Below are 22401 nucleotides of genomic sequence, written 5' to 3' on the forward strand. Positions count from 1 at the left end.
GAGCGTATGCGTGTAAATTATGGAACCGCCGTGTACGGAACCGTACGCACGGTGGTGTGAGAGGTCGGAAGCCGAAGGCTTCCTCCTACTCGATTGCACTAAGAATGATAAATATTAAGATTTTTGTTTAAAAAAAGGGTGTGCGCGGCATCTGGCGAAACCTAGTTTTTCTAAACTGAAAAGATAGGTATTGGACTTTTGACGAAAAATGTAGCGCAGGTGCGCTGGTGCCTTGCGGGAAAAGCGAGCCAAGTGAGCCTCGGCAGATTCTGCTTGTCTGAGGAGACGCGCGGCGCCCGCGGCAAGCGAGCGACCGGAACGCAATAGTTGAAAAAGGACGTGGCTATGCCAAGTTTTTCTAAGAATAGTTTAGGGGAGCGATTTTTTTGTGTATGTCGAAGACTTGTTTCAGGGCACGTTATAACGAAACAGATAAGATGGGTGTTGTTCACCATAGTCAATATGTCAACTGGTTTGAGGTAGCGCGTACAGACTGGGTGAAAAATCTAGGCCTTTCTTATCGCAGAATCGAAGAGGAAGGGCTGATGATTCCGGTCATTGGTATTGCCGTTCACTACCATTCTCCAGCAAAATATGATGACGAAATCATTGTAGAGACTAAGCTAAGCAGCTACGACAGTATTAAAATGACATTCGCCTATAAAGTTTTCAATCATCAGACAGGCAGGCTTCTTGTTGATGGGACAAGCACACATTGCTGGACAGATTTGCAGATGAAGCCGGTCTCGCTGCGAAAGAAACGACCGGAATTGCATCAGTTGCTTCTTAATGAGTTAAAATAAATTGACGGACACGAATAGAAGGGATGAAGGCGAATGCTGAGAAAAATTATTCTCATTTTACTGTCCTTCTTTCTGATTGAAATCGCCGGCCTGTATTTTGTTTCGCATCTCATTGGCGCAGCTTATACCGTTTTGCTGCTCGTTATCGACGTTCTGATCGGCCTCTTCCTTATATGGCATCAAGGATTTTCGGTTGTTCGTCATGTTCGAAAGCAATTGCGCATTCGCCATCTGCCCGGAGAAGCGCTGCTGAATGGGATCTGTCTGCTTTTCGCCGGCATTTTGCTGATTGTTCCTGGTTTTTTAAGCGACATAGCGAGTATTCTTTTGCTTCTTCCATATTTCCGTCATCGTTTGATTCGGAAGATAAAATTTTGGCTAAAGGATTGGTTCAATAGAAATAAATTTTCATTTATCGCCTATCGAAAAGGGTAAGAGCTAATTATTCATTACCCTTTATGATATAGCGCCAAATCATTGCTAGTGTGCCGGTCTGATAGAGTGCTTTCAAAACAACGACAGTTAAAGGGCCGATAACAAGACCGGAGAAACCGAGCCAACGGAAGCCGAAATACAGTGAGATAAGCGCGACCAAGGGGTCAAGACCGATTGCCTGTGATAGAATTTTGGGTTCAAGAAGCTGTCGTTGAATGACCACCGCGAGATAAAGGCTAGTCAGCGCGAGGGCCAGCGAATAATGATGCTGTAGCATCTGGAAAATTATCCAGGGAATAAAGATAACGCCTGTTCCAAGATAAGGAATCAGATCGACAAGGCCAGCAAATAGGGCAATGATAAAGGCATGTCCGGTGCGAAGGATTAAAAGACCGATCAAAAGGGTAAGCATCGTCAGAAGCACAAGAAGAAATTGCGCGCGCACAAAACCGACGGACGTTCGTTTTAATTCTTGAAACACGCGTGACAAGGGTTGCCTAATCGTAGGTATCAGCCATTCAGATAAACGTGCCTTGAGCACGTCAGCATCTTTAGAAATGAAGAAAGACGCTAGAAAAATAAAGGCCGCAGAGAGCAATGTATTTGGTAATGAACCGACAAACTGTGTCAGACTCTGCAGTGCGTGTGTAATCAAATCATTCAGGAAATTCATGAGCGTCGCAACCATGCTTTCAAGATTGAGCTGCACAGTCTTCTGCTGACCTTCGGTGATGCCTGAGAAGATATGAGTTGCTTGTTCCCAAGAGGGGAGCAGCTTGGCGAAAAAGAAGGTTTGCAAGTCACCGATCAGAGCACCTAGATGATAAGGCATATCTTTAGTTAGGGAAGTGATGCCTTTAATCAATGCTAGTGCGAGGCCAAGCATTAGACCGATGGCGACTGAAAAAAAGGCGAACAGCACAACAAAAGAAGCGAGACCGCGCGGCAGGGCGGTTTTTTTAGCGACGAATGCGACCACCGGGTTAAGAAGCAGTGCCAAAGCAATAGCGATCAAAAAGGGCAGTGCATAGCGGAATGCCAGTGTAACGGCCGCCAGTAGAATAGAAACGGCAAGTAGAACGAGGACCGCACGACTGAACGTGCCAACCCATTTTTGGGGTGTCTCTGTTTTGTTTGATTGCATGGCCTGATCCCACCTTCATTTATAATTATTCATCGGACAAGAACGTATGACGGATTTGATTCGAGTCGTACTGTTGGAAGATCGAAAATTATTTCCGAAAGGCATTTCTGTTCACAAAAATGACTAATCAGTCTATAATCATCATTAGAAGATGTGTCCTTTAAATTCCGTTCAAATTAAGCGCTTACAATGTTCCTTAGCCTCACGTTCATTTTAGCTTAGGGGGTTATTTAAATGACGACGACAAAAGGATTGGAAGGCATTGTTGCAACGACATCAGCGATTAGTTCCATTCATAACGATGTGCTGACTTATCGGGGATACAGCATTGAGGATCTCGCCGAACAGGCGACATTTGAAGAAGTCGTTTATCTGCTCTGGAACGGAGAATTACCCGATGCCGTTCAATTGCGTGAATTCCGTTCGAATTTAGCCAATAACGCTACGGTTCCTGATGAGATTTATGATCTGATTAAGGCTCTGCCCCACCAGAAGGTTCATCCGATGGCAGTACTGAGAACAGCAGTATCGGCGCTAGGCGTGCTCGATGAGCAAGCAGATGACATGGATGAAAAGACAAATAAACAAAAAGCAATACGTATCCAGGCAAAGATTTCAACAATTGTGACTGCATTTTCACGAATCCGCCAAGGGCTGGAGCCCGTTGCACCGCGCAAGGATCTCGGTTTCGCAGCTAATTTCCTTTACATGCTGAAAGGAAAAGAGCCCAGTACAGTTGCAGCGAGAACTTTTGATAAAGCGCTAATTCTTCATGCTGATCATGAATTGAATGCCTCAACATTTACCGCGCGGGTCTGTGTCGCGACACTGTCGGATATTTACTCAGGTGTTACGGCGGCAATCGGCGCATTAAAAGGACCGCTGCATGGCGGTGCGAACGAGCAAGTGATGCGTATGCTCGATAAAATCACTTCTATTAGTGAGGCAGATTTCTTTATCGAAGATGCGCTTGCTAAGAAACAGAAGATTATGGGTTTTGGTCATCGCGTCTATAAAAACGGGGATCCTCGTGCACGTATTCAAAAGAAGATGGCTGAAGAGCTAACACAGGACAGTGGTGAGGAGAAACTCTATTTACTTTCCGCACACATTGAAGAATTGATTAGGAATCGGAAGGGTCTCTTGCCGAATACGGATTTCTATTCAGCAACGATTTACCATACCCTTGGCATTGAGACTGATCTGTTTACACCAGTCTTTGCAGTCAGCCGTACATCCGGATGGGTGGCTCATATTCTCGAGCAACTTGGTGACAATCGACTGATTCGACCGAGAGCGGAATACAATGGACAGCCGTACCGCGCCTATGTTCCTGTGGATGCGCGCTAAGCTTCTTCACACTGAAGGTAACAAGAAACTGGTGTAACTGTTATAATAATCTTGCAAGATGTAAAGAATGATTAATCGCATACAGAACCAGTAGGAGGTCCGAGACGTGATGCAAGGCGAAAAAATCAGTGTAGACAACGGCGAATTAAAAGTTCCAAATCATCCTATCGTTCCTTTTATTGAAGGGGACGGGATCGGGCCGGATATTTGGAAAGCAGCATCAAGAGTTTTCGATGCTGCCATTGCGAAAGCTTATAACGGTGAAAAAAAGATTGTTTGGAAAGAACTACTCTGCGGGCAAAAAGCGTTTGACACGACTGGGGAGTGGCTCCCTCAGGAAACTCTTGACGCGATTAAGGCGTATGTGATTGCGATCAAAGGCCCGCTTACGACGCCGGTCGGTGGTGGAATCCGCTCGCTGAATGTCGCATTGCGTCAACAATTAGATTTGTTTACCTGTCTTCGCCCGGTGCGCTATTTTCAAGGCGTTCCTTCGCCGGTGAAACAGCCAGAACTTGTTGATATGGTCATCTTCCGTGAAAATACAGAAGATATTTATGCCGGCATCGAATTTGAATCTGGCACCGCCGAAGTGCGGAAAGTTATTCAATTTCTGCAAAATGAAATGGGTGTCCGCAAGATTCGTTTTCCGGAGACTTCCGGTATTGGTGTAAAACCAGTATCCAAAGAAGGGACGGAGCGTCTTGTGCGCGCGGCAATTCGCTATGCAATCAGCGAAGGCCGAAAAAGTGTGACATTGGTGCATAAGGGCAATATTATGAAGTTTACTGAAGGTGCCTTCAAAAATTGGGGCTATGCCCTCGCCGAAAAAGAATTTGCTGACAAAACATTTTCATGGAAACAATATGATGCGATTAAAGCGGAAAAAGGAAAAGACGCGGCAGACGCAGCGCAACAAGAAGCAATTGATAGTGGGAAGGTTCTAGTTAAAGACGCGATCGCTGATAATTTTCTTCAGCAGATTCTAACGCGTCCTGCTGAATACGATGTTGTGGCGACAATGAATCTTGACGGCGATTATATCTCTGATGCACTTGCTGCCCAAGTTGGCGGAATTGGCATTGCTCCAGGTGCCAACATCAATTATGAAACAGGAATCGCAATTTTTGAAGCAACACATGGCACGGCACCGAAATATGCCGGATTAGATAAGGTAAATCCTTCGTCCGTCATTCTGTCCGGCGTCCTGATGTTGGAACATCTTAAATGGTATGAGGCTGCCCAATTGATCACGCAAGCCATTGAAAAAACGATATCTGCAAAAACTGTCACTTACGATTTTGCTCGGCTGATGGAGGGCGCTAAAGAAGTCAAGTGTTCCGAATTTGCCGATGCAGTCATTAGCAATCTTTAAAGGAATTGAAGGCTGCGGATAGACGATAAGGTCTCCCGTGCGGCTCTCACATACATTTCGTTCAGTAAACAACCGGGATTCATTTGAATCCCGGTTGTTTACTGAACTATGCTATAATCGAAAGTGAGCGAGATAAGCCGGTGGATTTGGCACTTTATGTGTCCTGTCAACCAGCGAGCATCGTTGGATTTTGAGTGCTTTATTCTTTTGCACCGTTCGGTCTGTCACGGCTTTTTTTTCGACAATAAATGACAGCGCATACATTCGATTAACGCGAGCGCTGTTAAATGGAGGGGACCGGTTATGTCTGTCAATCGTAAAAAGGTGTCGGTTATCGGTGCTGGATTTACAGGAGCAACAGCAGCATTTCTCATTGCCCAAAAAGAACTAGCTGATGTTGTTCTGCTTGATATACCTAAGATGGAGAAACCGGCAAAAGGAAAAGCACTTGATATGCTCGAAGCTTCGCCAATCCAAGGCTTTGACGTTCAGATTACGGGGACATCTGATTATACGGAGACAGCGAATTCAGATGTGATTATCATTACCGCAGGAATTGCTCGAAAGCCAGGAATGAGCCGTGATGATCTTGTCGCGATTAACGCCGGCATTATGAAAGAGGTCACGCAACAAATTGTCCGTCATTCACCGAAATGTACAATCCTTGTGCTTAGCAACCCGGTCGATGCCATGACATATACGGTCCTTAAGGAATCCGGATTTCCGAAAACTCGTGTAATTGGTCAGTCAGGTGTGCTGGATACAGCCCGTTTCCGTACTTTCATTGCCCAGGAACTTAATGTTTCTGTAGAAGACGTTACCGGTTTTGTGCTTGGCGGACATGGCGATTCTATGGTTCCTTTGACACGCTATTCTTATGTCGGCGGCATACCTGTAGAAACCTTGTTAGCCAAGGATCGAATTGACGCGATTGTTGAAAGGACACGCAAAGGTGGTGGAGAAATTGTTTCGCTACTTGGCAACGGCAGTGCCTACTATGCACCAGCTGCCGCTCTTGTGCAGATGGCTGAAGCAATTTTGAAAGACAAACGAAAAATCCTGCCAGCTATTGCCTATCTTGATGGCGAATACGGCTACAGCAACATCTGCCTCGGTGTCCCGGTTTTGCTTGGCAAGAATGGGATTGAGAAAGTTATTGAGCTGGCGTTGATGAAAGAAGAAAAATCAGCGCTTGACGTCTCCGTCCAATCAGTCAAACGTGTTTTGCAGACAATATAAACATCAAACAGAAAATTGATTCCTTTAGAGATGCCTCAACAACCGTTTTTCGGCCTTGAGGCATCTTTTTTGCAAGTATTGATAGAGACTTTAACAAAGACTCACGCAATAAAGCAGACATTTCAGCAAATACTAAAGGAGTGTCCAAATAGCGTGAAGTGAGCGGAAAATTTGTCTTTGAAGGACATATCGGTCAATTTCAAGGGCATAACAGTCGACAATATTCGCCTTTACATTAAATTTACAAAGGGTTTATATGCGATTAATAGTCACCCTTTAATATGGACACTGTAAGAAGGGTATGAAAACTTTGAGGGGGAAAACAGTCTTATGAAAAAGAAGAGTTTGCTAACGATCGTTAGCCTGCTGCTTGCATTCTCAATGGTCCTTGTTCTTGGTGCCTGCGGCAAATCATCAACAGGAAGCAGCACAACAAGTTCCAGCAGCAGTTCATCTTCATCATTGTCTGGCAAGCTCACGATTGGTGGATCCACAGCGCTTCAGCCTTTGGCAGCTCAAGCCGCAAAAGAATTTATGGATAAAAACCCAAATGTACAGATTGATGTACAAGGCGGCGGTAGCGGTACAGGGCTGAGCAGTGTTTCTGCGGGTAATTTTGACATTGGTATGTCTGATATCTTTGCAGAAAACGGCAAGAGCATTGACGCAAGCAAGCTTGCGGATAACAAAGTAGCTGTGGTTGGTATGACAGCCGCTGTCAACCCTAAAGCCGGTGTGAAAAATCTTTCCAAAGCTGATTTGATTAAAGTGTTTACCGGTAAGGTAAAGAACTGGAAAGAAGTCGGCGGTAAAGACGTGAAAATCACATTAGTTAACCGTCCTGACGGTTCAGGTACCCGAGCAACATTCGACCAATTTGCATTGGATGGCAAAACACCTGCTGAAGGTATTACACAGGATTCAACGGATACAGTAAAGAAAATTATTGCACAGACTCCTGGCGCGATTGGCTATATGGCACTCTCATACTTCAAAGCCAGCGACAACTCAGTTGTTAAACTTTCCATCGATGGTGTAGAAGCAACTGATGCAACTGTAGCATCGGGCAAATTCCCAGTATGGGCTTACGAACACATGTATACAAAAAAAGCACCTTCCAAATTGGTTAAGGCGTTCATTGATTACATGGTTGGTTCCGATGTACAGGGCAAAGATGTGCCGGCTCAAGGCTATCTGTCCGTAGATAAGATGACGGTACAGCGCGATGCTACGGGTAAAGTATCGAGCAAATAAAATCGCAAGCTAAATAAAAAATAAAATAAGTGGAGCGGGATTCTTTTGGGATTCCCGCTTACCACTGTATATAGAGTATATAGAGTAAAAAGTAATGGGGTGTGATGATGAAAGCAAGCAGGGGATTGACCGAAGAAGCCCTTTCCAAGCAGACAGATCCTTCGCTCTTAAAGGAATCAGGCTTATTCAAACAATTAACGAACCGGTACAGTGAAAGCAGAGGCAAATTTCTGATTTTCAGCTGCGCGTTGTTGATGATTGTTGCGGTCATTGCAATAACATTATTTTTAATGGTTCAGGGATTACGTTCGTTTGTTGTCGATCATATCAATCCATGGACTTTTATCACGGGGATGCAGTGGTATCCTGACTCAGCCACTCACCCGTCGTTTGGGGCGCTACCGTTTATCTTCGGTTCGATGGCGGTAACACTGCTCGCCGCAGTAATTGCGACGCCGATTGCGGTGGGTACGGCTATTTTCATGGCGGAACTGTCACAAAAATGGGGCCAGCGCCTGATGCAACCAGTCATTGAAATTCTTGTTGGCATTCCATCTGTTGTGTACGGATTGATTGGTTTGCTTGTTGTGGTTCCGTTCATGCGTATTCATTTTGGTGGGTCCGGATTCAATTTGATTACAGGTGCTCTGGTTGTTGGCATCATGATTCTACCAACTGTGGCCAGTATTGCAGCCGACAGTATTCGCGCCGTGCCGAATTCACTCCGTGAAGCTTCTTATGCGATTGGCGGCACAAAATGGCAGACGATTTGGCGTGTAGTCATTCCGGCAGCGGGGGCAAACTTGATTACTGCAATTGTACTTGGCATGTCCCGCGCTTTCGGTGAAGCACTGGCGGTTCAGATGGTTATCGGAAATGCACGGAATCTCCCTCATTCCCTTTTCGATCCAGCGGCGACACTGACTACCATTATTACTCTGAGCATGGGCAACAGTACAACTGGCAGTGTACTCAATGACGCACTTTGGTCGCTTGGACTTGTTTTATTATTGATTTCTTACTTGTTTATTCTCTTGGTTCGGTTTCTTTCCAGAAAGAGGGTGCTGTGATGAACAGTAAAGTGACGAATCGAATTGCCCTGTCGCTGATTGTTCTGTGCGCAGGAATTATGGCGGCGATTTTGCTTGCTTTGCTCGGCTATATACTGGTTAATGGGGTAACCAGTATCTCATGGCGTTTCCTGACAAGTGAATCTAGCACTTTCCTTGCTGGAGGCGGGATCAAGGATCAGCTTTGGAATTCTTTCTATGTCTTATTTCTTACGATGCTCTTGACTGTTCCAATTGGCGTATGTGGCGGAATTTACCTTGCAGAATACGCGAAACCGGGAAAATTAACATCTTTTATCCGTTCCTGTGTGGAAGTGCTAGCCTCGCTACCGTCAATTGTTGTCGGTATGTTTGGTATGCTACTTTTTGTGAATTATTTTCAATTCCGATATTCCGTTCTCTCCGGTGCGCTCGCATTGACGGTCTTTAATTTGCCTGTCATCGTCCGCGTCACAGAAGATGGGTTCCGCGCTTTATCCCGGCATCAGAAGGAAGGCGGATTAGCGCTCGGTATGACGCATTGGCATACGATTAAAAAAATTCTCTTACCCGCAGCCTTTCCGAGTATTTTGACAGGCGTCATTCTTTCTGCTGGACGCGTTTTTGGTGAATCGGCAGCGTTGCTGTTTACTGCAGGACTTTCTACACCAAATCTGGACTTTGCAAACTGGAATCCGGCATCGCCTAATTCACCGCTGAATATGTTCCGTTCGGCTGAAACACTTTCGGTGCATATCTGGGCTGTTAATACAAATGGTATTATCCCTGACGTTCAGACGGTTGCTAACGGTTCGGCTGCTGTGCTCGTTATCTGTGTCTTACTCTTCAATTTGCTGGCCCGTGGTGTTGGAAAATGGATTCATCAAAAACTTTCAGGAAAAGCTTAAGGGGGAAATAAAGATGATTCAATTAGAAACAAAAGTAGCGAACTTCACAAAGAAAGATATAACTGAGAAACCCGTTCAAATCCATGTTGATAAAGTCAATATTTATTATGGAACAAATCACGCGGTAAAGGATATTTCTATGCCAATTCACGAAAAATCAATTACTGCATTGATTGGCCCCTCTGGATGTGGCAAATCGACCTTTATTCGCACGATCAATAGAATGAATGATCTGATCCCTTCTGCGCGCTGCGAAGGAACAATTGAATATAAAGGCGCCAACATTCTCAATCCGAAAATTGATGTGGTTCAGCTTCGTAAAGCGATCGGCATGGTTTTTCAGCAGCCAAACCCATTTCCAAAATCGATCCGCGAAAATATTCAGCTTCCGCTTAAATTTGCTGGCGTGCGAAACAAAAAGGAATTGCAGGAAATTACTGAGGACTGCTTGAAATATGTTGGTTTGTGGGATGAAGTTAAAGATCGACTGGATCGTTCGGCAACAGGTTTATCCGGCGGCCAGCAGCAACGTCTTTGCATCGCACGTGCGCTTGCATTGAAACCTCAGGTTATTCTGCTTGATGAACCGACATCAGCGCTTGACCCAGTTTCCAGTTCCAAAATTGAAGAATTGCTACTACAGCTCAAAGAAGACTATACGGTTGTGATTGTGACACATAATATGCAGCAGGCAGCTCGAATTGCCGACTATACCGCTTTCTTTTACCAGGGCGAGTTGGTTGAATTTGGCTTTACATCGGATTTATTTAATCACCCGGAGAAAAAGAGCACTGCAGATTATATTTCTGGGCGTTTCGGCTGATCGTCAACTGGATTGCGCCGCTTTTCCAATACAGGTACAATACAAGTGTATCCATGTTATGGAAAAGTATTGGAACAATTTACAATGAAACAGAGGTGTTGTCCTCTTGCCTAAGAAAATTCTTGTTGTCGATGATGAACCGTCGATTGTAACCCTACTTTCATTTAATTTAACAAAAGCAGGTTTTGATGTGATTTCCGCAGGTAAAGGTTCCGAAGTGTTGCCACTTGTTCGCGAGCAACATCCGGATCTGATTGTCCTCGATTTAATGTTGCCGGAAATGGACGGAATGGACGTGTGCAAACAACTACGGCAGGAATTTATTAATGTTCCGATTATTATGCTGACAGCTAGAGATGATGAACTGGATAAAGTGCTGGGACTTGAACTGGGCGCAGATGATTATTTGACAAAACCATTTAGTCCTCGTGAACTTGTTGCACGTGTAAAGGCAATTCTGCGGCGCACCGAGCTTGGAAGCAGGGATCAGAGTGCTATGCTGATTGCCGGCGATCTGCGCGTTTTCCCAGATAAATTCGAAGCGACCTTTAAAGGCGAGGAAATGGTACTGACACCGAAAGAATTTGAATTGTTGGTCTATCTGATGCGGCATAAAGGACGCGTGTTGACGCGGGAGCAATTATTGAATGCCGTATGGAATTACGATTTCGCTGGGGACACACGGATTGTAGACGTTCATGTGAGCCATTTACGTGAAAAAATCGAGGATGTGACACGTAAACCCGTTTATATCAAGACCGTCAGAGGGCTGGGTTATAAATTTGAAGAACCGAAGAGTTGAGTGGCAAATAATACTGCGATGGGTACTTGTTATTGTTCTGCTTCTGTTTGTACTCAGCGTGTCTGAAAAAGTAATTGAATTATCTTGCCAACACCAAGATCGACTAGCAATGGAAAATCGCTGGGAATGGATTCGGCAAGTGATATTGGCCAGTGGCACTAACTCGCAGATCAATGCAGAACTCGCGAATTATGCGGCAAAGGAACACATTAAGATTACGCGTTATCAGAAAGACGGAACACCTGTTTTCACAACAGATGCTGCAGGCGATAAAACTATTTTGGGCCTGAAAGGTACTCATCCGCCGATCTTTCAAGAAAAAGGGGACCATTCCCTGTACATAGGCCGCTTGTACTCGAATCAGAAGAGCAGCGGCTATTTGTTGATTCAAGGCAGACGCACAAAGATTGTCGGCCTTGAATTGCTCTATATCCTTCTTTTTCTTGGTGGATTATCGATTGTCTATTTTCGCGAACGACTCGATCGCTCGTATACGGAACCGATACGCTTTGCCGCACAAATGGCTGAATCCTCATTGAACGGCAAGTATCATCTCATTGCTTCTGATAATGCAAAGCATGAAGATGTGCTTCACATGAATCTCAATTTGAATCGACTGACCGAAAAGATGAGCGAAATGGATCGCTCGTTGTCTCGCCAGCGCAGAAGCATGGGCACTTTAATTGAAAATATTGGCAACGGCCTGCTCTTAATCGATGGCAATCATCGCATTAGCTACGTTAATAAGGCCTTCAAAGAAATTTTTAATACCGAAGCCGCCCATTGGTTAATGGCTGACTATGAATGGGCGATCCCCTATGACGGCATCAAGATATTGGTTCGAAAAGTTTTTGCCGACAAAGCACGCGTTACGGAACAAATGCAACTAACGGTCGGCATTAATCGACTCTATTTTGATGTATCGGCTGCGCCTGTGCTCGATTACCGCTCTAGAGTACAAAGTATTGTCGTTGTTTTCCATGATATAACGGCGTTAAAAAAATTGGAAAGCATGCGACGAGATTTTGTCGCAAACGTGTCCCACGAGCTTCGGACGCCGATTACATCGATTATTGGTTTCACTGAAACGCTGCTTGACGGCGCTAGAGAGGATCGTCAATCGGAAGAGCAATTTTTGAATATCATTCTCCTTGAAGGACAGCGGCTGAAAAGTCTGGTTTCCGATCTGCTTGATTTATCGAAAATTGAACGCGAACATTTTGAATTGGATTGGCAGGATGTATCACTTAGCGAACTGCTCGATACCGTTTTACTGATCTTTAAAGAGAAGGCTGAATCAAAGCATATTACGGTTAAACGCCTGTCTGGACCAGCGGGAAATGTAGTCGGCGACTCCTTTCGTATCCGTCAGATCATGATTAATCTGATAAATAACGCCATTGCTTATACGCCCGAACACGGATCGATTACGATCACAGTCGAGGAGACGAAAACAACGGCTGGATTCACTGTCTCAGATACAGGTATCGGGATCGCCACCGATCAAATTCCACGAATATTTGAACGCTTCTATCGTGTCGATAAGGCGCGTAGCCGCGATTCCGGTGGGACGGGGCTGGGTCTCGCAATTGTCAAGCATCTGGTCGAGGCCCACCATGGACGGATTCATGTGACCAGTCAGTTGGGACAGGGGACCACGTTTACGATTACTTTTAATAGAACGCTTGCTTAGAAATAATTTTGAGTTGGACTACGCTTGCTGATCATGCTGAAACGCCTGCGCGTCAGCCGCTATTAAGGCGCAGAAGTGGTTGATTGGATAAAAGATTCAGCTTGCTTTAAAATAGAAAAGGAACGCCAAAATCCGGGAGATTCGCTTCCGGATTTTTTTCACTGTGGATCTTTGAGAAATACTTCATTTAACGAGCGGCATAGGAGCGTATGCAGACATTTGATTCACTTTGGGACAGGTGATGCCCCACAGACTACACCCTGTCTGAGGAGACGCGCGACGCCCGCGGCAAGCGAGCAGCCGAAGCACATTTGATACAAATAAGGACCAGGCGTAGCCTGTTTTTCTTATACATTAAGAGCGTATAAATTTTATAACCACTTGGGTTCTGTCGCAGCTTGAGCAGACAGGATTCGAATTGAAGGAGGATATTGAATGAAGAAGCTTGTTCTAATTGATGGAAATAATGTTGTCTATCGCGCTTTTTTTGCGCTCCCACTGTTGAATAATAACCAAGGCATGTATACCAATGCCGTTTATGGTTTTACGATGATGCTGATGAAAGTGATTGCGGACGAGCAGCCGACCCATTTGCTCGTCGCTTTCGATGCCGGCAAGACGACGTTTCGCCACGAAACCTATAAAGAATATAAGGGTGGTCGGCAAAAAACACCGCCTGAATTGTCGCAACAGTTCCCACTTGTATTCGAATTGCTGGATGCCATGGGCATTCAGCGGTATGAACTTGATAATTATGAAGCTGATGATATTGTCGGGACGCTTTCGCGCCAAGCGCAAAATGCCGGCTTCGAAGTTGAAATTGTAACAGGTGATAAGGATTATCTGCAGTTGGTCGATGATCATATTTCTGTTTCCTTGATTAAAAAGGGCATCACAGAAACAGATAGTTATAATCGGTCACGGGTTCATGAACGCTATGGCATTGATCCGGAAGCGGTAGTTGATTTAAAAGGTTTGATGGGCGATGCTTCTGATAATATTCCCGGCGTTCCTGGGGTCGGTGAAAAAACGGCGATGAAATTGCTCGGCCAGTTTGGAACAATTGAATCGGTTTATGAACATCTGGAGCAAATCAGCGGGAAGAAGCTGAAAGAGAATCTTGAAAATAATCAGCAGCAGGCGTTGATGAGCAAAGTGATTGCCACGATTGATAGAGAGTCGCCAGTTGAAGTTGGGCTGGAAGATTGCGCGTTTCATCAAGCCATCACGCCAAAATTGACAGCACTCTTTCGTGATCTCGGTTTTCAATCACTGCTTGAAAAAATCGGTGCTGGCGCAACTGAGGATACGACAGAAAAGGTCGCTTCGGTCACGGTCATGCAGCTTGACCACTTTTCTACCGACACGGTTGATACGTCAACCGCTCTGATTGCAGAAATGCTGGATAGCAATTATCATTATGGCGCCATTATCGGTTTCTCCTGGGCAAGCAATAAAGGAATTTTTTATATGGATACGGAGACAGCATTGGCTGATCCGGCTTTTGCCGAGTGGCTCGTTGATGATCAGAAAGAGAAAATCCTGATGGATAGTAAAGCTGTCGAAGTTGCGCTCAAATGGCGTGGCCTCGACCTTCGTGGGATCCGTTTTGATGCGCGTCTGGCCGCCTATCTCATTGATACGACCGAGGCAGGCATGGATCTTGCTCAGCTCGCTCGAAAACGTGGTATTGACTGCGGGCAAGCGGATGATGACTTTTACGGCAAGGGCGTCAAAAGAAAAATTCCTTCAGGAGAACCGTTGATTCAGCATCTCGGCCGCAAAGCACAGGGACTGCTTGCGCTTGCTCCGATTTTAGAAAAAGAATTGGAAGATAATCAACAGAGAGATCTTTTATTTCATCTCGAGTTGCCACTTGCCCGAGTGCTTGCGAAAATGGAATACACAGGTGTGAAAACGAGCGCTGGCACGCTGCGTGCGATGGGCGGCGAATTGGAGCGGACACTTAAGATTATTGAACAAGATATCTATCAAATGGCGGGACTCTCATTCAATATAAACTCACCGAAACAGCTCGGTGAAATCCTTTTTGAGAAATTGCAGCTGCCAGCGATCAAGAAAACGAAGACCGGCTATTCAACTGCTGCCGATGTGCTGGAAAAACTACGCGGCCACCATGAAATCATTGATCGGATTCTGGATTTTCGTCAGCTCGGCAAGTTGAAATCCACTTATGTCGAAGGGCTACTGAAAGTCATCAATGAAAAGGATGGAAAGATTCATACCTGTTACAATCAGGCATTGACGCAAACGGGACGGCTTAGCTCGGTCGATCCGAATCTCCAGAATATCCCGATCCGTCTGGAAGAAGGACGCAAGATCCGTCAGGCGTTCCTGCCTGCGGAGCCGGGTTGGCAGATTTTTTCAGCCGACTATTCACAGATTGAATTGCGCGTCTTGGCACATATTGCCGATGACACGAACTTGAAACAGGCCTTTATTGATGAAATGGATATCCACACCAAGACAGCAATGGATGTCTTCGGCGTCTCGAAGGAGGAAGTGACGCCACTGATGCGCCGACATGCCAAAGCAGTCAATTTCGGTATTATTTATGGGATCAGCGATTACGGACTGTCACAGAATATCGGTATTTCACGCAAGGAAGCTGGCCAATTTATTGAAAAATATCTGATGAGCTATCCCGGTGTTCAAAAGTATATGGATGAGATTGTGAAGAAAGCGCGCGAAGACGGTTATGTAACGACGTTGCTGAACCGGCGCCGCTATCTGCCGGATATACATAGCCGCAATTTCAACCAACGTAGTTTTGCAGAACGGACAGCGATGAATACGCCGATTCAAGGCAGTGCGGCAGACGTGATCAAACTGGCGATGATTCAGATGGATGAGCGACTTAAGGCAGAACATCTGAAATCCAGGCTGCTCCTTCAAGTGCATGACGAATTGATTTTTGAAGTGCCGGATGAAGAACTTGACGTCATGAAACAGATCGTGCCGGACGTTATGGAGCACGCGATCGCACTCCACGTGCCGCTTGAAGTTCAGTGTGCGTATGGCCCAACTTGGTATGACGCGAAATAAATTTACGAAAGTTTCTGCCGTGAGAAGTTATTCGGAAAGAGGAAAAAAGTAGAGCATGCGAAAATGCACGGGCGTCTCGTCGCAAGCGAACAACTAAAGTGGGGTAGAGAGTAAACCGCGCTTGATTCATATAAAAAGGACTTGGCAAAACGAAAATTTTCTCAAGAAAGGATGAATGGATGATGCCGGAACTACCGGAAGTCGAAACTGTAAAGAGAACGTTGAATGAATTGATTCCCGGTAAAACCATCTCAGAAGTAGAAGTGCGTTGGCCGAATATTATTCGCAGACCGGATGACCCGGCAGAATTCGCGCAGATGCTCAGCGGTGAGACGATTCGATGCGTGGATCGACGCGGAAAATTCCTGCTCTTTCGACTGGATCATCTTGTCATGGTTTCCCATCTGCGCATGGAGGGGCGTTATCGGCTCGATCCGGAAAATGTGCCGATCGACCGCTATACACACGTTATCTTTCATTTTACCGATGGGACTGCGCTCCGCTATCGTGACGTGCGAAAATTCGGGACGATGCATCTTTTCCGACCGGGGGAAGAGGAGACGCAGCTGCCACTTAGCAAACTTGGGCCGGAGCCTTTCTCTTCGGTATTTACTGTACGGTGTCTCAAACAGGCATGTTTACGGACAAGCAGAGCGATAAAACCCGTTCTGCTTGATCAGACTGCAGTAGTTGGCCTTGGCAATATCTATGTCGATGAAGCGCTGTTCCGCGCACGGATTCATCCGCTCACCCCAGCAGCTTCACTGAGCCTTGCAAAAGTCCGTCGATTGCATGAGGCAATTGTAAGCACTTTGTCCGAAGCGGTTGCACTGGGCGGCAGCTCTGTGCGGACATTTGTGAATAGCCAAGGTCACATGGGCCTTTTTCAACAAAAGTTGCAAGTTTATGGGCAACAGGGCGAACCATGCCCGATTTGCGGTACGGTGATTGAGAAAATCAAAGTCGGCGGGCGCGGCACGCATCTATGTCCGCATTGTCAGAGAAGAGGAAAAACATTATGATCCGAATCGGATTGACGGGAGGCATTGCCAGCGGAAAAAGCACAGTTGCAACCTGGCTGAAGGAAATGGGATTCCCTCTGATCGATGCCGACCAAATCGCACGGGATGTCGTGCGACCGGGTGAAGAAGGCCTGGTACGTCTTGTCGCACGCTTTGGACGTGGTGTGCTCCATGCGGATGGTTCGCTTGACCGCGGCAAACTGGGGCGCCTTGTCTTTGCCGATCAAGAAAAACGAAAAGAATTGAACGCGCTGCTTCATCCCTTGATTCGTCGGCGCATGCGGGAGACACTCGATGCGCTGCAGGCTCAAGGACTGCCGGTTGTCTTTCTCGATATTCCGCTTCTGTTTGAAAGTGGTCTTGAGGATTGGACGGATCGGAGCATTGTTGTTTATGTGCCTCAGCCGATTCAGCTTAAACGATTGATGGAGCGAAATCAATTGGGAGAAGAAGAGGCAATGGCCCGCATTCGTGCACAAATGCCGCTTGCTGAGAAACGAAAGATGGCTACGGCAGTAATCGATAACAGTGGGCCCCAAGTCCAGACACATGAACAACTGCGCGATCTGCTCAAAAGTTGGGATCTCATTTGAGCTTTCTCATCGTGTAATAATTTGTCGATCGGTGCCCGAGCTGATCTTTTCATAATGCTTCGGGTAAGATAAAATAGAATTATTAATAAGTCAAACGAGGTGGGAGCCATGCGCTGCCCAAATTGTAAAAAAATGGGATCTAAAGTGCTGGATTCACGACCGGTCAATAGCGGACGAGCCATTCGCAGACGACGTGAATGCGAAATTTGTCATTATCGTTTCACAACTTTTGAGAAGGTGGAAGAAATTCCGCTTGTCGTTGTGAAAAAAGGCGATACCCGCGAAGCATTCAATCGCGACAAAATGCTAAGGGGCTTGATTAAAGCCTGTGAGAAAAGGCCTGTTTCGCTTGAACGCTTGGAACAGATTGCCAATGATGTCGAAAAAACACTGCGTGATGACGGGCGGAGCGAAGTCAATAGTCACCAGATCGGTGAATTAGTCATGAATGAGCTGGCAAAGGTTGATGAAGTTGCCTATGTCCGATTCGCTTCCGTCTATCGCCAGTTTAAGGATATTAATGTTTTTGCTCGTGAAATTCAAGAATTGAAAGATCAATTGGAGAAAGAAAAAAATCACAGGAACAGAGCAGAATCACTGGACAGTGAAACTGATCCAGATTGAGACTGCGGTTCCGCTGTTCTATTTGAGCGAGGAGGGCGTCCATGATTCAGTCATGGAAGGAAGTTCTGCCGGGCGATCATTATCTTGTTCGTTCGAAAGGGGTGCTCCATGCTTATGATCAGAAAGTGGTAACCTGTCTTTACCAACCGCTGATTGGATTAGAAGCGGCGAGTCTTTATTTTACCTATTGGCAGGAACTAGGCATGGGGACAGATACAGTTTCGGCAACGCATCACCATTTAATGGCGATGCTGAATTTGCCGCTGGACAGCATTCTTCGCGCACGGAAAAAGCTAGAAGCGGTTGGTCTGCTAAAAACGTTAAAGAAAAAGAATGTGGATCCGGCCTTTTTTGTCTATCAATTAAATCCACCACTCGCGCCGAATCAATTTTTTCATGATGAAGTATTGCCAGTCTTTCTCTTTCATCAAATTGGTGCCCGCGATTATCAGCGGCTTAGCGATTTTTTCATGACGGAGCAACTCCCTAGCGGCGATTTTGAGGATCTTTCTGCGACATTTGATGACGTTTTCGAATCACTGCCTTCAGGAACGCATCCGTCGCTTGCGGAGCAGGCAAACAGTGATTGGCAGGAAAATCAGCCGGCATCAACCCCTGTTCGTCTCAAAAAAACATTTAATTTCAAAGCGTTACAAGGTTATTTATCCGAAGCAATTGTTTCAGAAGAGGCCTTGACGCCGGAAGTATGCGATGTGGTCGAGAAACTAGCCTTTCTTTATCAAACCGATCCGTTTGATATGAGTCGAGCGATCGAAGCTGCTTCGCTCCATACAGGTACTGTTGCTATTGACGCGTTGCGCCGGGAGGTCCGCGACTTTTATCAAGTGGAGCAAGGACCCGGCGAACAGCCAGCACTTGTTGAACGGACACAACCGGTGAGCGAAAGGGAAATCGTTGGAAAAGAACCGCAGACTGAAGAGGAAAAGCTGATTGCCTGGTATGAAGCTATTTCGCCGTATCAGATGTTGGAACAATTGAGTGACGGCGGGAAACCGGCCGCGACCGACTTGAAATTGGCCGAGAGTCTGATGATTGATATGAAGCTCAATCCTGGAGTCATTAATGTTCTGCTCCACTATATCTCAAAAATAAATGATCATAATTTGAATAAATCGTTCGTAGAGAGCGTTGCTGCAACTTGGTCACGCGCGCATATTCGCACCGTGCCTCAGGCGATGGCGATTGCTCGTCAGGAGAAAAGAAAACGTGACGCACTGAAACGAGAAACGAAAAATAAAAAGACAAGAACACGATCCGTTAACCAGAACACGCGCCAGGAGGTCGTTCCAGAGTGGATGAAGAAAGACCACGCAAAACGTCCAGATGCGCAAACGGCGATCTCGCCGGAGGAAGCGCAGAAACGGGCAAAGTGGCTAGAAGATTATTTGAACAGTATTTGACGACTCGCTGCAGTAGCATGGCGGTGTGGAATCAATAAATTCGGATTCGTGAGCAATTTAAGCATGGGGAGTTGATGAAATGGAACCGTTCAAGTCCATAGTGAACAGTTTGCAGCAACCGGTATCAGGTACAGCCGAACCGGAGCAAATACTAAGAAAGCTTGGGCAGAATCCGCGCATCCGCCGCTTTGTTGATCAAAATCCGAAAATTGAACGAGAGCAGTGGCTGAAAAATATTACCAAGCTTTATCAATTTGCTGAAGAATGGTCGGCATGCGACCATTGTCCGGGGTTGGATCGCTGCCCGAATATGCTTCATGGCTTTCGGCCTCGTCTTTTGAATGATCAGGGACACCCTGCGCTGAGCTTTACCGCATGTCCGCTGACCGAAGAACATGAAGCGAAGCAACGCCAGAGCCGGCTGATCAGTAGTTACTATATTCCGAAGGATATTCTTCAAGCGTCATTTAAAGCCGTCGATAAACTGGAACCGGGTCGGCAAAGCGCTTTAAAAGCTGCCGGAGATTTTGTCAAAAGCTACTTGGAAAATCCGGAAGCGGTAAAAGGACTTTATCTGTGCGGCGAATTTGGTGTCGGCAAAACCTATCTGATGGGCGCAATTATGAATCGGTTAGCAGAAAGCCGGCATATTGCCTCGCTGATTGTTTACACGCCAGACTTTTTTCATGAAATCAAAAGCGCTATTCAGGATAATACGGTAGATCGCAAACTGGATGTGTTGAAAAAAACGCCTCTTCTGATTCTGGATGATATCGGTGCTGAGACGATGACGCCATGGATTCGTGATGAAGTTCTCGGCAGCCTGTTGCAATACCGGATGATGGAACACTTGCCGACACTTTACACCTCTAACTTTAATTATGATGAATTAGAAGAGCATTTCGCCTATTCACAGAAGAGCGGTGTTGAATATGTAAAGGCTAGACGATTGATGGAACGGATTCGGCATTTTACGACTCTTGTTGAAATGGGCGGGACGAATCGACGCTGAGCTTTTAGCTATTCGCGAAACGCCCGTGTCTAGAAGCGGACAAACAACCTTTTTTGAAACAATCAATTGCATGACTATTAACAAATAAGATCCGACATTTCGGGTCTTTTCTTTTAATATAAGAAAGTTTTTCGCACAAAAATGCAGCGCAGGTGCGCTGGCGTCTGCGGGAAAAGCGAGCACCGAAGTGCAATTTTTGTAAAAAAACTAGGTTATGCCAAGTTTAACTTGCGTATAAATTTTCCTTGTGCGTCATGAAAGGTCGATCCGTCCCATATAGTGGATATATAAAGTTGGGACGGGGAGGATAAAAACTTGGAAATCGTATTTGCAACCAATCAGGATGCCGTTGCGTTTTACCGCAACCTGCCTGCGTTGTTTCGACAGGAGGCGGGCGTACTGCTGATTAACGACCGGCTTGAAGTGTTCCCTGAGACAATCGAGGCTGGCCGTGATTTCGGTAAACTTTTCGCGCGGTTTATTATTGAGAAGTTTGAGAAAAAGTGGCTGAATGAGATTATTGAAAAGCATTATTTATTTACGGATCCTGAGGAGAAGTTGGCTATTTTGGCAATTGTTGCGGCCATTTTTGCCGGAGAAAAAAATGATTTACCAGCGACGGAAACGCTGCCGGATAGGCGTCAGGTGATCATCAATGCTTTAGACGAATCGCTTCTGAATCAGAGTACGTTCACATTAGAGTCAATTCTCCGGTTCCGCCTTACTGCTTACCGAGACGTTTTGCGTCGCTATATTGAAGTGGCGATTGACGAGTATAAGCTCGAACAGGAATATCAGGTTTTTATTGACAAATTGCGCCGGATCATTCGATCATATAAGCCGTTATGCGAGAAGATTGAAGTTTATGATGACCACCCATTCCGCATTTACGATACGCATCGCCGGTTGATTCGCAATGAGCAATCCGTCCGCTCTTTCTATCCCCTTCTGAAGCAATGGGGTATCGAGGCGGAACCATCGATTGTTCTGACACTCATCGCGCTCGCTCCACGTCAGGTGATTGTCTATACGGATCGGCCGCAGCACAGTATGATGAAAACACTGCACCAGGTATTTGAGGAACGGGTTTGTTTTGTACCCATTGGCTTCCGTGGTGAACAACAAAACTTGAGCTAAATGATTTGATGGCGACAAGTGACGCGATTCATGGATTTTGTACAGGAAACGTATTCAATTCTTTACAAAGTTGGCTGTGTTAAAATCTGCTGTTGTTTTTAAATGTTTATTGCCCTGTGTTCGCTTGCCGCGGGCGCACCGCGAGTCTCGTACAGGCTAAGATCTGCGAGGCCCGTCTGGCACGCTGTTCCCGCAGGCGTCTCACACATTGCCTTTGATCAAAAAAACAACATTAAATTTACACATAGCTAAAAAAGTCTATTAAAATAAGGTTTACAATCAAGGGATAGCCGCATATAATTAAATTGTTGGTAATTAATTCCTATGAAAGGGGGCCATTTCGATGATGGTCATCTCAGTGAATATGATTGGCGCATTAACTGAATATCGGAGAGATGGCTTCAACGCGCATTCATTATAATGAATTAGATTGTTTTCTAATCAATTGTAAATTGTGCCGCAGGCCGTCTGGTGCTGCGGCTTTATAATGCCTTTTTCAAGAAGGATTGCTTGATGCTGCCCGCAGCTCAGGCGATCCTTTTTATTTAGGATTAAGAATGTATCAGATTTTGTACAAAAAATGGAGCGAAGGCGCGAGACGCCTGCGGGAAAAGCGAGCAGCCGAAGCGCAACTTTTAAAAAAAGGACTTG

Annotated in this window: 19 protein-coding genes; 18 read left to right on the plus strand and 1 reads right to left on the minus strand. The window is 45.8% G+C overall.

What is annotated here, in order from left to right; translation table 11 throughout:
- Window positions 1–392: 392 nt before the first annotated feature.
- Window positions 393–803, plus strand: a complete 411-nt coding sequence (locus JOC27_RS10580; RefSeq protein ID WP_205007267.1) for an acyl-CoA thioesterase — start codon at window positions 393–395, stop codon at window positions 801–803.
- A 33-nt stretch (window positions 804–836) separates the two neighbouring features.
- Entirely contained in the window at window positions 837–1238 is a 402-nt protein-coding gene (locus JOC27_RS10585; protein WP_205007268.1) for an FxsA family protein, read from the plus strand.
- Between the two features lie 7 nt (window positions 1239–1245).
- Here the strand turns inward: JOC27_RS10585 and ytvI are convergent, their stop codons facing one another.
- The gene (ytvI, locus tag JOC27_RS10590) at window positions 1246–2382 is read right to left on the minus strand and encodes a sporulation integral membrane protein YtvI (protein ID WP_205007269.1); all 1137 of its coding nucleotides are present in this window, start codon (window positions 2380–2382) and stop codon (window positions 1246–1248) included.
- Between the two features lie 234 nt (window positions 2383–2616).
- On the opposite strand from ytvI, the gene citZ reads away from it, so the two are divergent.
- The 16 genes from citZ (at window position 2617) to JOC27_RS10670 (ending at window position 21750) form a co-directional block, all read left to right on the plus strand.
- The gene (gene citZ / locus JOC27_RS10595; RefSeq protein ID WP_205007270.1) at window positions 2617–3732 is read left to right on the plus strand and encodes a citrate synthase; all 1116 of its coding nucleotides are present in this window, start codon (window positions 2617–2619) and stop codon (window positions 3730–3732) included.
- Between the two features lie 106 nt (window positions 3733–3838).
- Window positions 3839–5107 carry an NADP-dependent isocitrate dehydrogenase gene (gene icd / locus JOC27_RS10600; RefSeq protein WP_205007271.1) on the plus strand — a complete coding sequence of 423 codons (1269 nt, stop codon included), beginning with the start codon at window positions 3839–3841 and terminating at the stop codon, window positions 5105–5107.
- Window positions 5108–5410: 303 nt separating this feature from the next.
- Window positions 5411–6346, plus strand: a complete 936-nt coding sequence (mdh, locus tag JOC27_RS10605) for a malate dehydrogenase (RefSeq protein ID WP_205007272.1) — start codon at window positions 5411–5413, stop codon at window positions 6344–6346.
- Between the two features lie 330 nt (window positions 6347–6676).
- Window positions 6677–7600, plus strand: a complete 924-nt coding sequence (locus JOC27_RS10610; protein ID WP_205007273.1) for a phosphate ABC transporter substrate-binding protein — start codon at window positions 6677–6679, stop codon at window positions 7598–7600.
- A gap of 107 nt (window positions 7601–7707) precedes the next feature.
- Window positions 7708–8670, plus strand: coding sequence for a phosphate ABC transporter permease subunit PstC (pstC, locus tag JOC27_RS10615; protein ID WP_205007274.1), 963 nt, complete (start codon window positions 7708–7710; stop codon window positions 8668–8670).
- Window positions 8670–9557 carry a phosphate ABC transporter permease PstA gene (pstA, locus tag JOC27_RS10620; protein WP_205007275.1) on the plus strand — a complete coding sequence of 296 codons (888 nt, stop codon included), beginning with the start codon at window positions 8670–8672 and terminating at the stop codon, window positions 9555–9557. The genes pstC and pstA overlap by 1 nt, the downstream gene beginning before the upstream one ends.
- Before the next feature lie 13 nt (window positions 9558–9570).
- On the plus strand, window positions 9571–10380 hold the full coding sequence (pstB, locus tag JOC27_RS10625; RefSeq protein WP_205007276.1) for a phosphate ABC transporter ATP-binding protein PstB: 810 nt from the start codon (window positions 9571–9573) through the stop codon (window positions 10378–10380).
- Window positions 10381–10486: 106 nt separating this feature from the next.
- Window positions 10487–11182: a response regulator transcription factor gene (locus tag JOC27_RS10630; protein WP_205007277.1), complete on the plus strand. Its 696-nt coding sequence runs from the start codon at window positions 10487–10489 to the stop codon at window positions 11180–11182.
- A complete protein-coding gene (gene pnpS / locus JOC27_RS10635; RefSeq protein WP_205007278.1) occupies window positions 11163–12875 on the plus strand; it encodes a two-component system histidine kinase PnpS in 1713 nt (570 codons plus the stop codon). Before JOC27_RS10630 ends, pnpS begins: the two co-directional genes overlap by 20 nt.
- Before the next feature lie 435 nt (window positions 12876–13310).
- Window positions 13311–15941, plus strand: coding sequence for a DNA polymerase I (gene polA / locus JOC27_RS10640; protein WP_205007279.1), 2631 nt, complete (start codon window positions 13311–13313; stop codon window positions 15939–15941).
- 182 nt (window positions 15942–16123) lie between these two features.
- Entirely contained in the window at window positions 16124–16963 is an 840-nt protein-coding gene (gene mutM / locus JOC27_RS10645) for a DNA-formamidopyrimidine glycosylase (protein ID WP_205007280.1), read from the plus strand.
- A complete protein-coding gene (coaE, locus tag JOC27_RS10650; protein WP_205007305.1) occupies window positions 16957–17556 on the plus strand; it encodes a dephospho-CoA kinase in 600 nt (199 codons plus the stop codon). Before mutM ends, coaE begins: the two co-directional genes overlap by 7 nt.
- A 108-nt stretch (window positions 17557–17664) precedes the next feature.
- Window positions 17665–18180 (plus strand): transcriptional regulator NrdR, encoded by a 516-nt coding sequence (gene nrdR, locus JOC27_RS10655; RefSeq protein ID WP_205007281.1) that lies wholly within the window; start codon window positions 17665–17667, stop codon window positions 18178–18180.
- A 41-nt stretch (window positions 18181–18221) separates the two neighbouring features.
- Window positions 18222–19601 carry a replication initiation and membrane attachment family protein gene (locus JOC27_RS10660; RefSeq protein ID WP_205007282.1) on the plus strand — a complete coding sequence of 460 codons (1380 nt, stop codon included), beginning with the start codon at window positions 18222–18224 and terminating at the stop codon, window positions 19599–19601.
- A gap of 79 nt (window positions 19602–19680) precedes the next feature.
- Complete coding sequence (gene dnaI / locus JOC27_RS10665) at window positions 19681–20613, plus strand: primosomal protein DnaI (RefSeq protein ID WP_205007283.1); 933 nt, start codon at window positions 19681–19683, stop codon at window positions 20611–20613.
- A 315-nt stretch (window positions 20614–20928) separates the two neighbouring features.
- Window positions 20929–21750 (plus strand): putative sporulation protein YtxC, encoded by an 822-nt coding sequence (locus tag JOC27_RS10670; RefSeq protein WP_205007284.1) that lies wholly within the window; start codon window positions 20929–20931, stop codon window positions 21748–21750.
- Window positions 21751–22401: the final 651 nt, after the last annotated feature.

Origin of the sequence: Sporolactobacillus spathodeae, from assembly GCF_016908935.1 — a bacterium.
Lineage (GTDB): Bacteria > Bacillota > Bacilli > Bacillales > Sporolactobacillaceae > Sporolactobacillus > Sporolactobacillus spathodeae.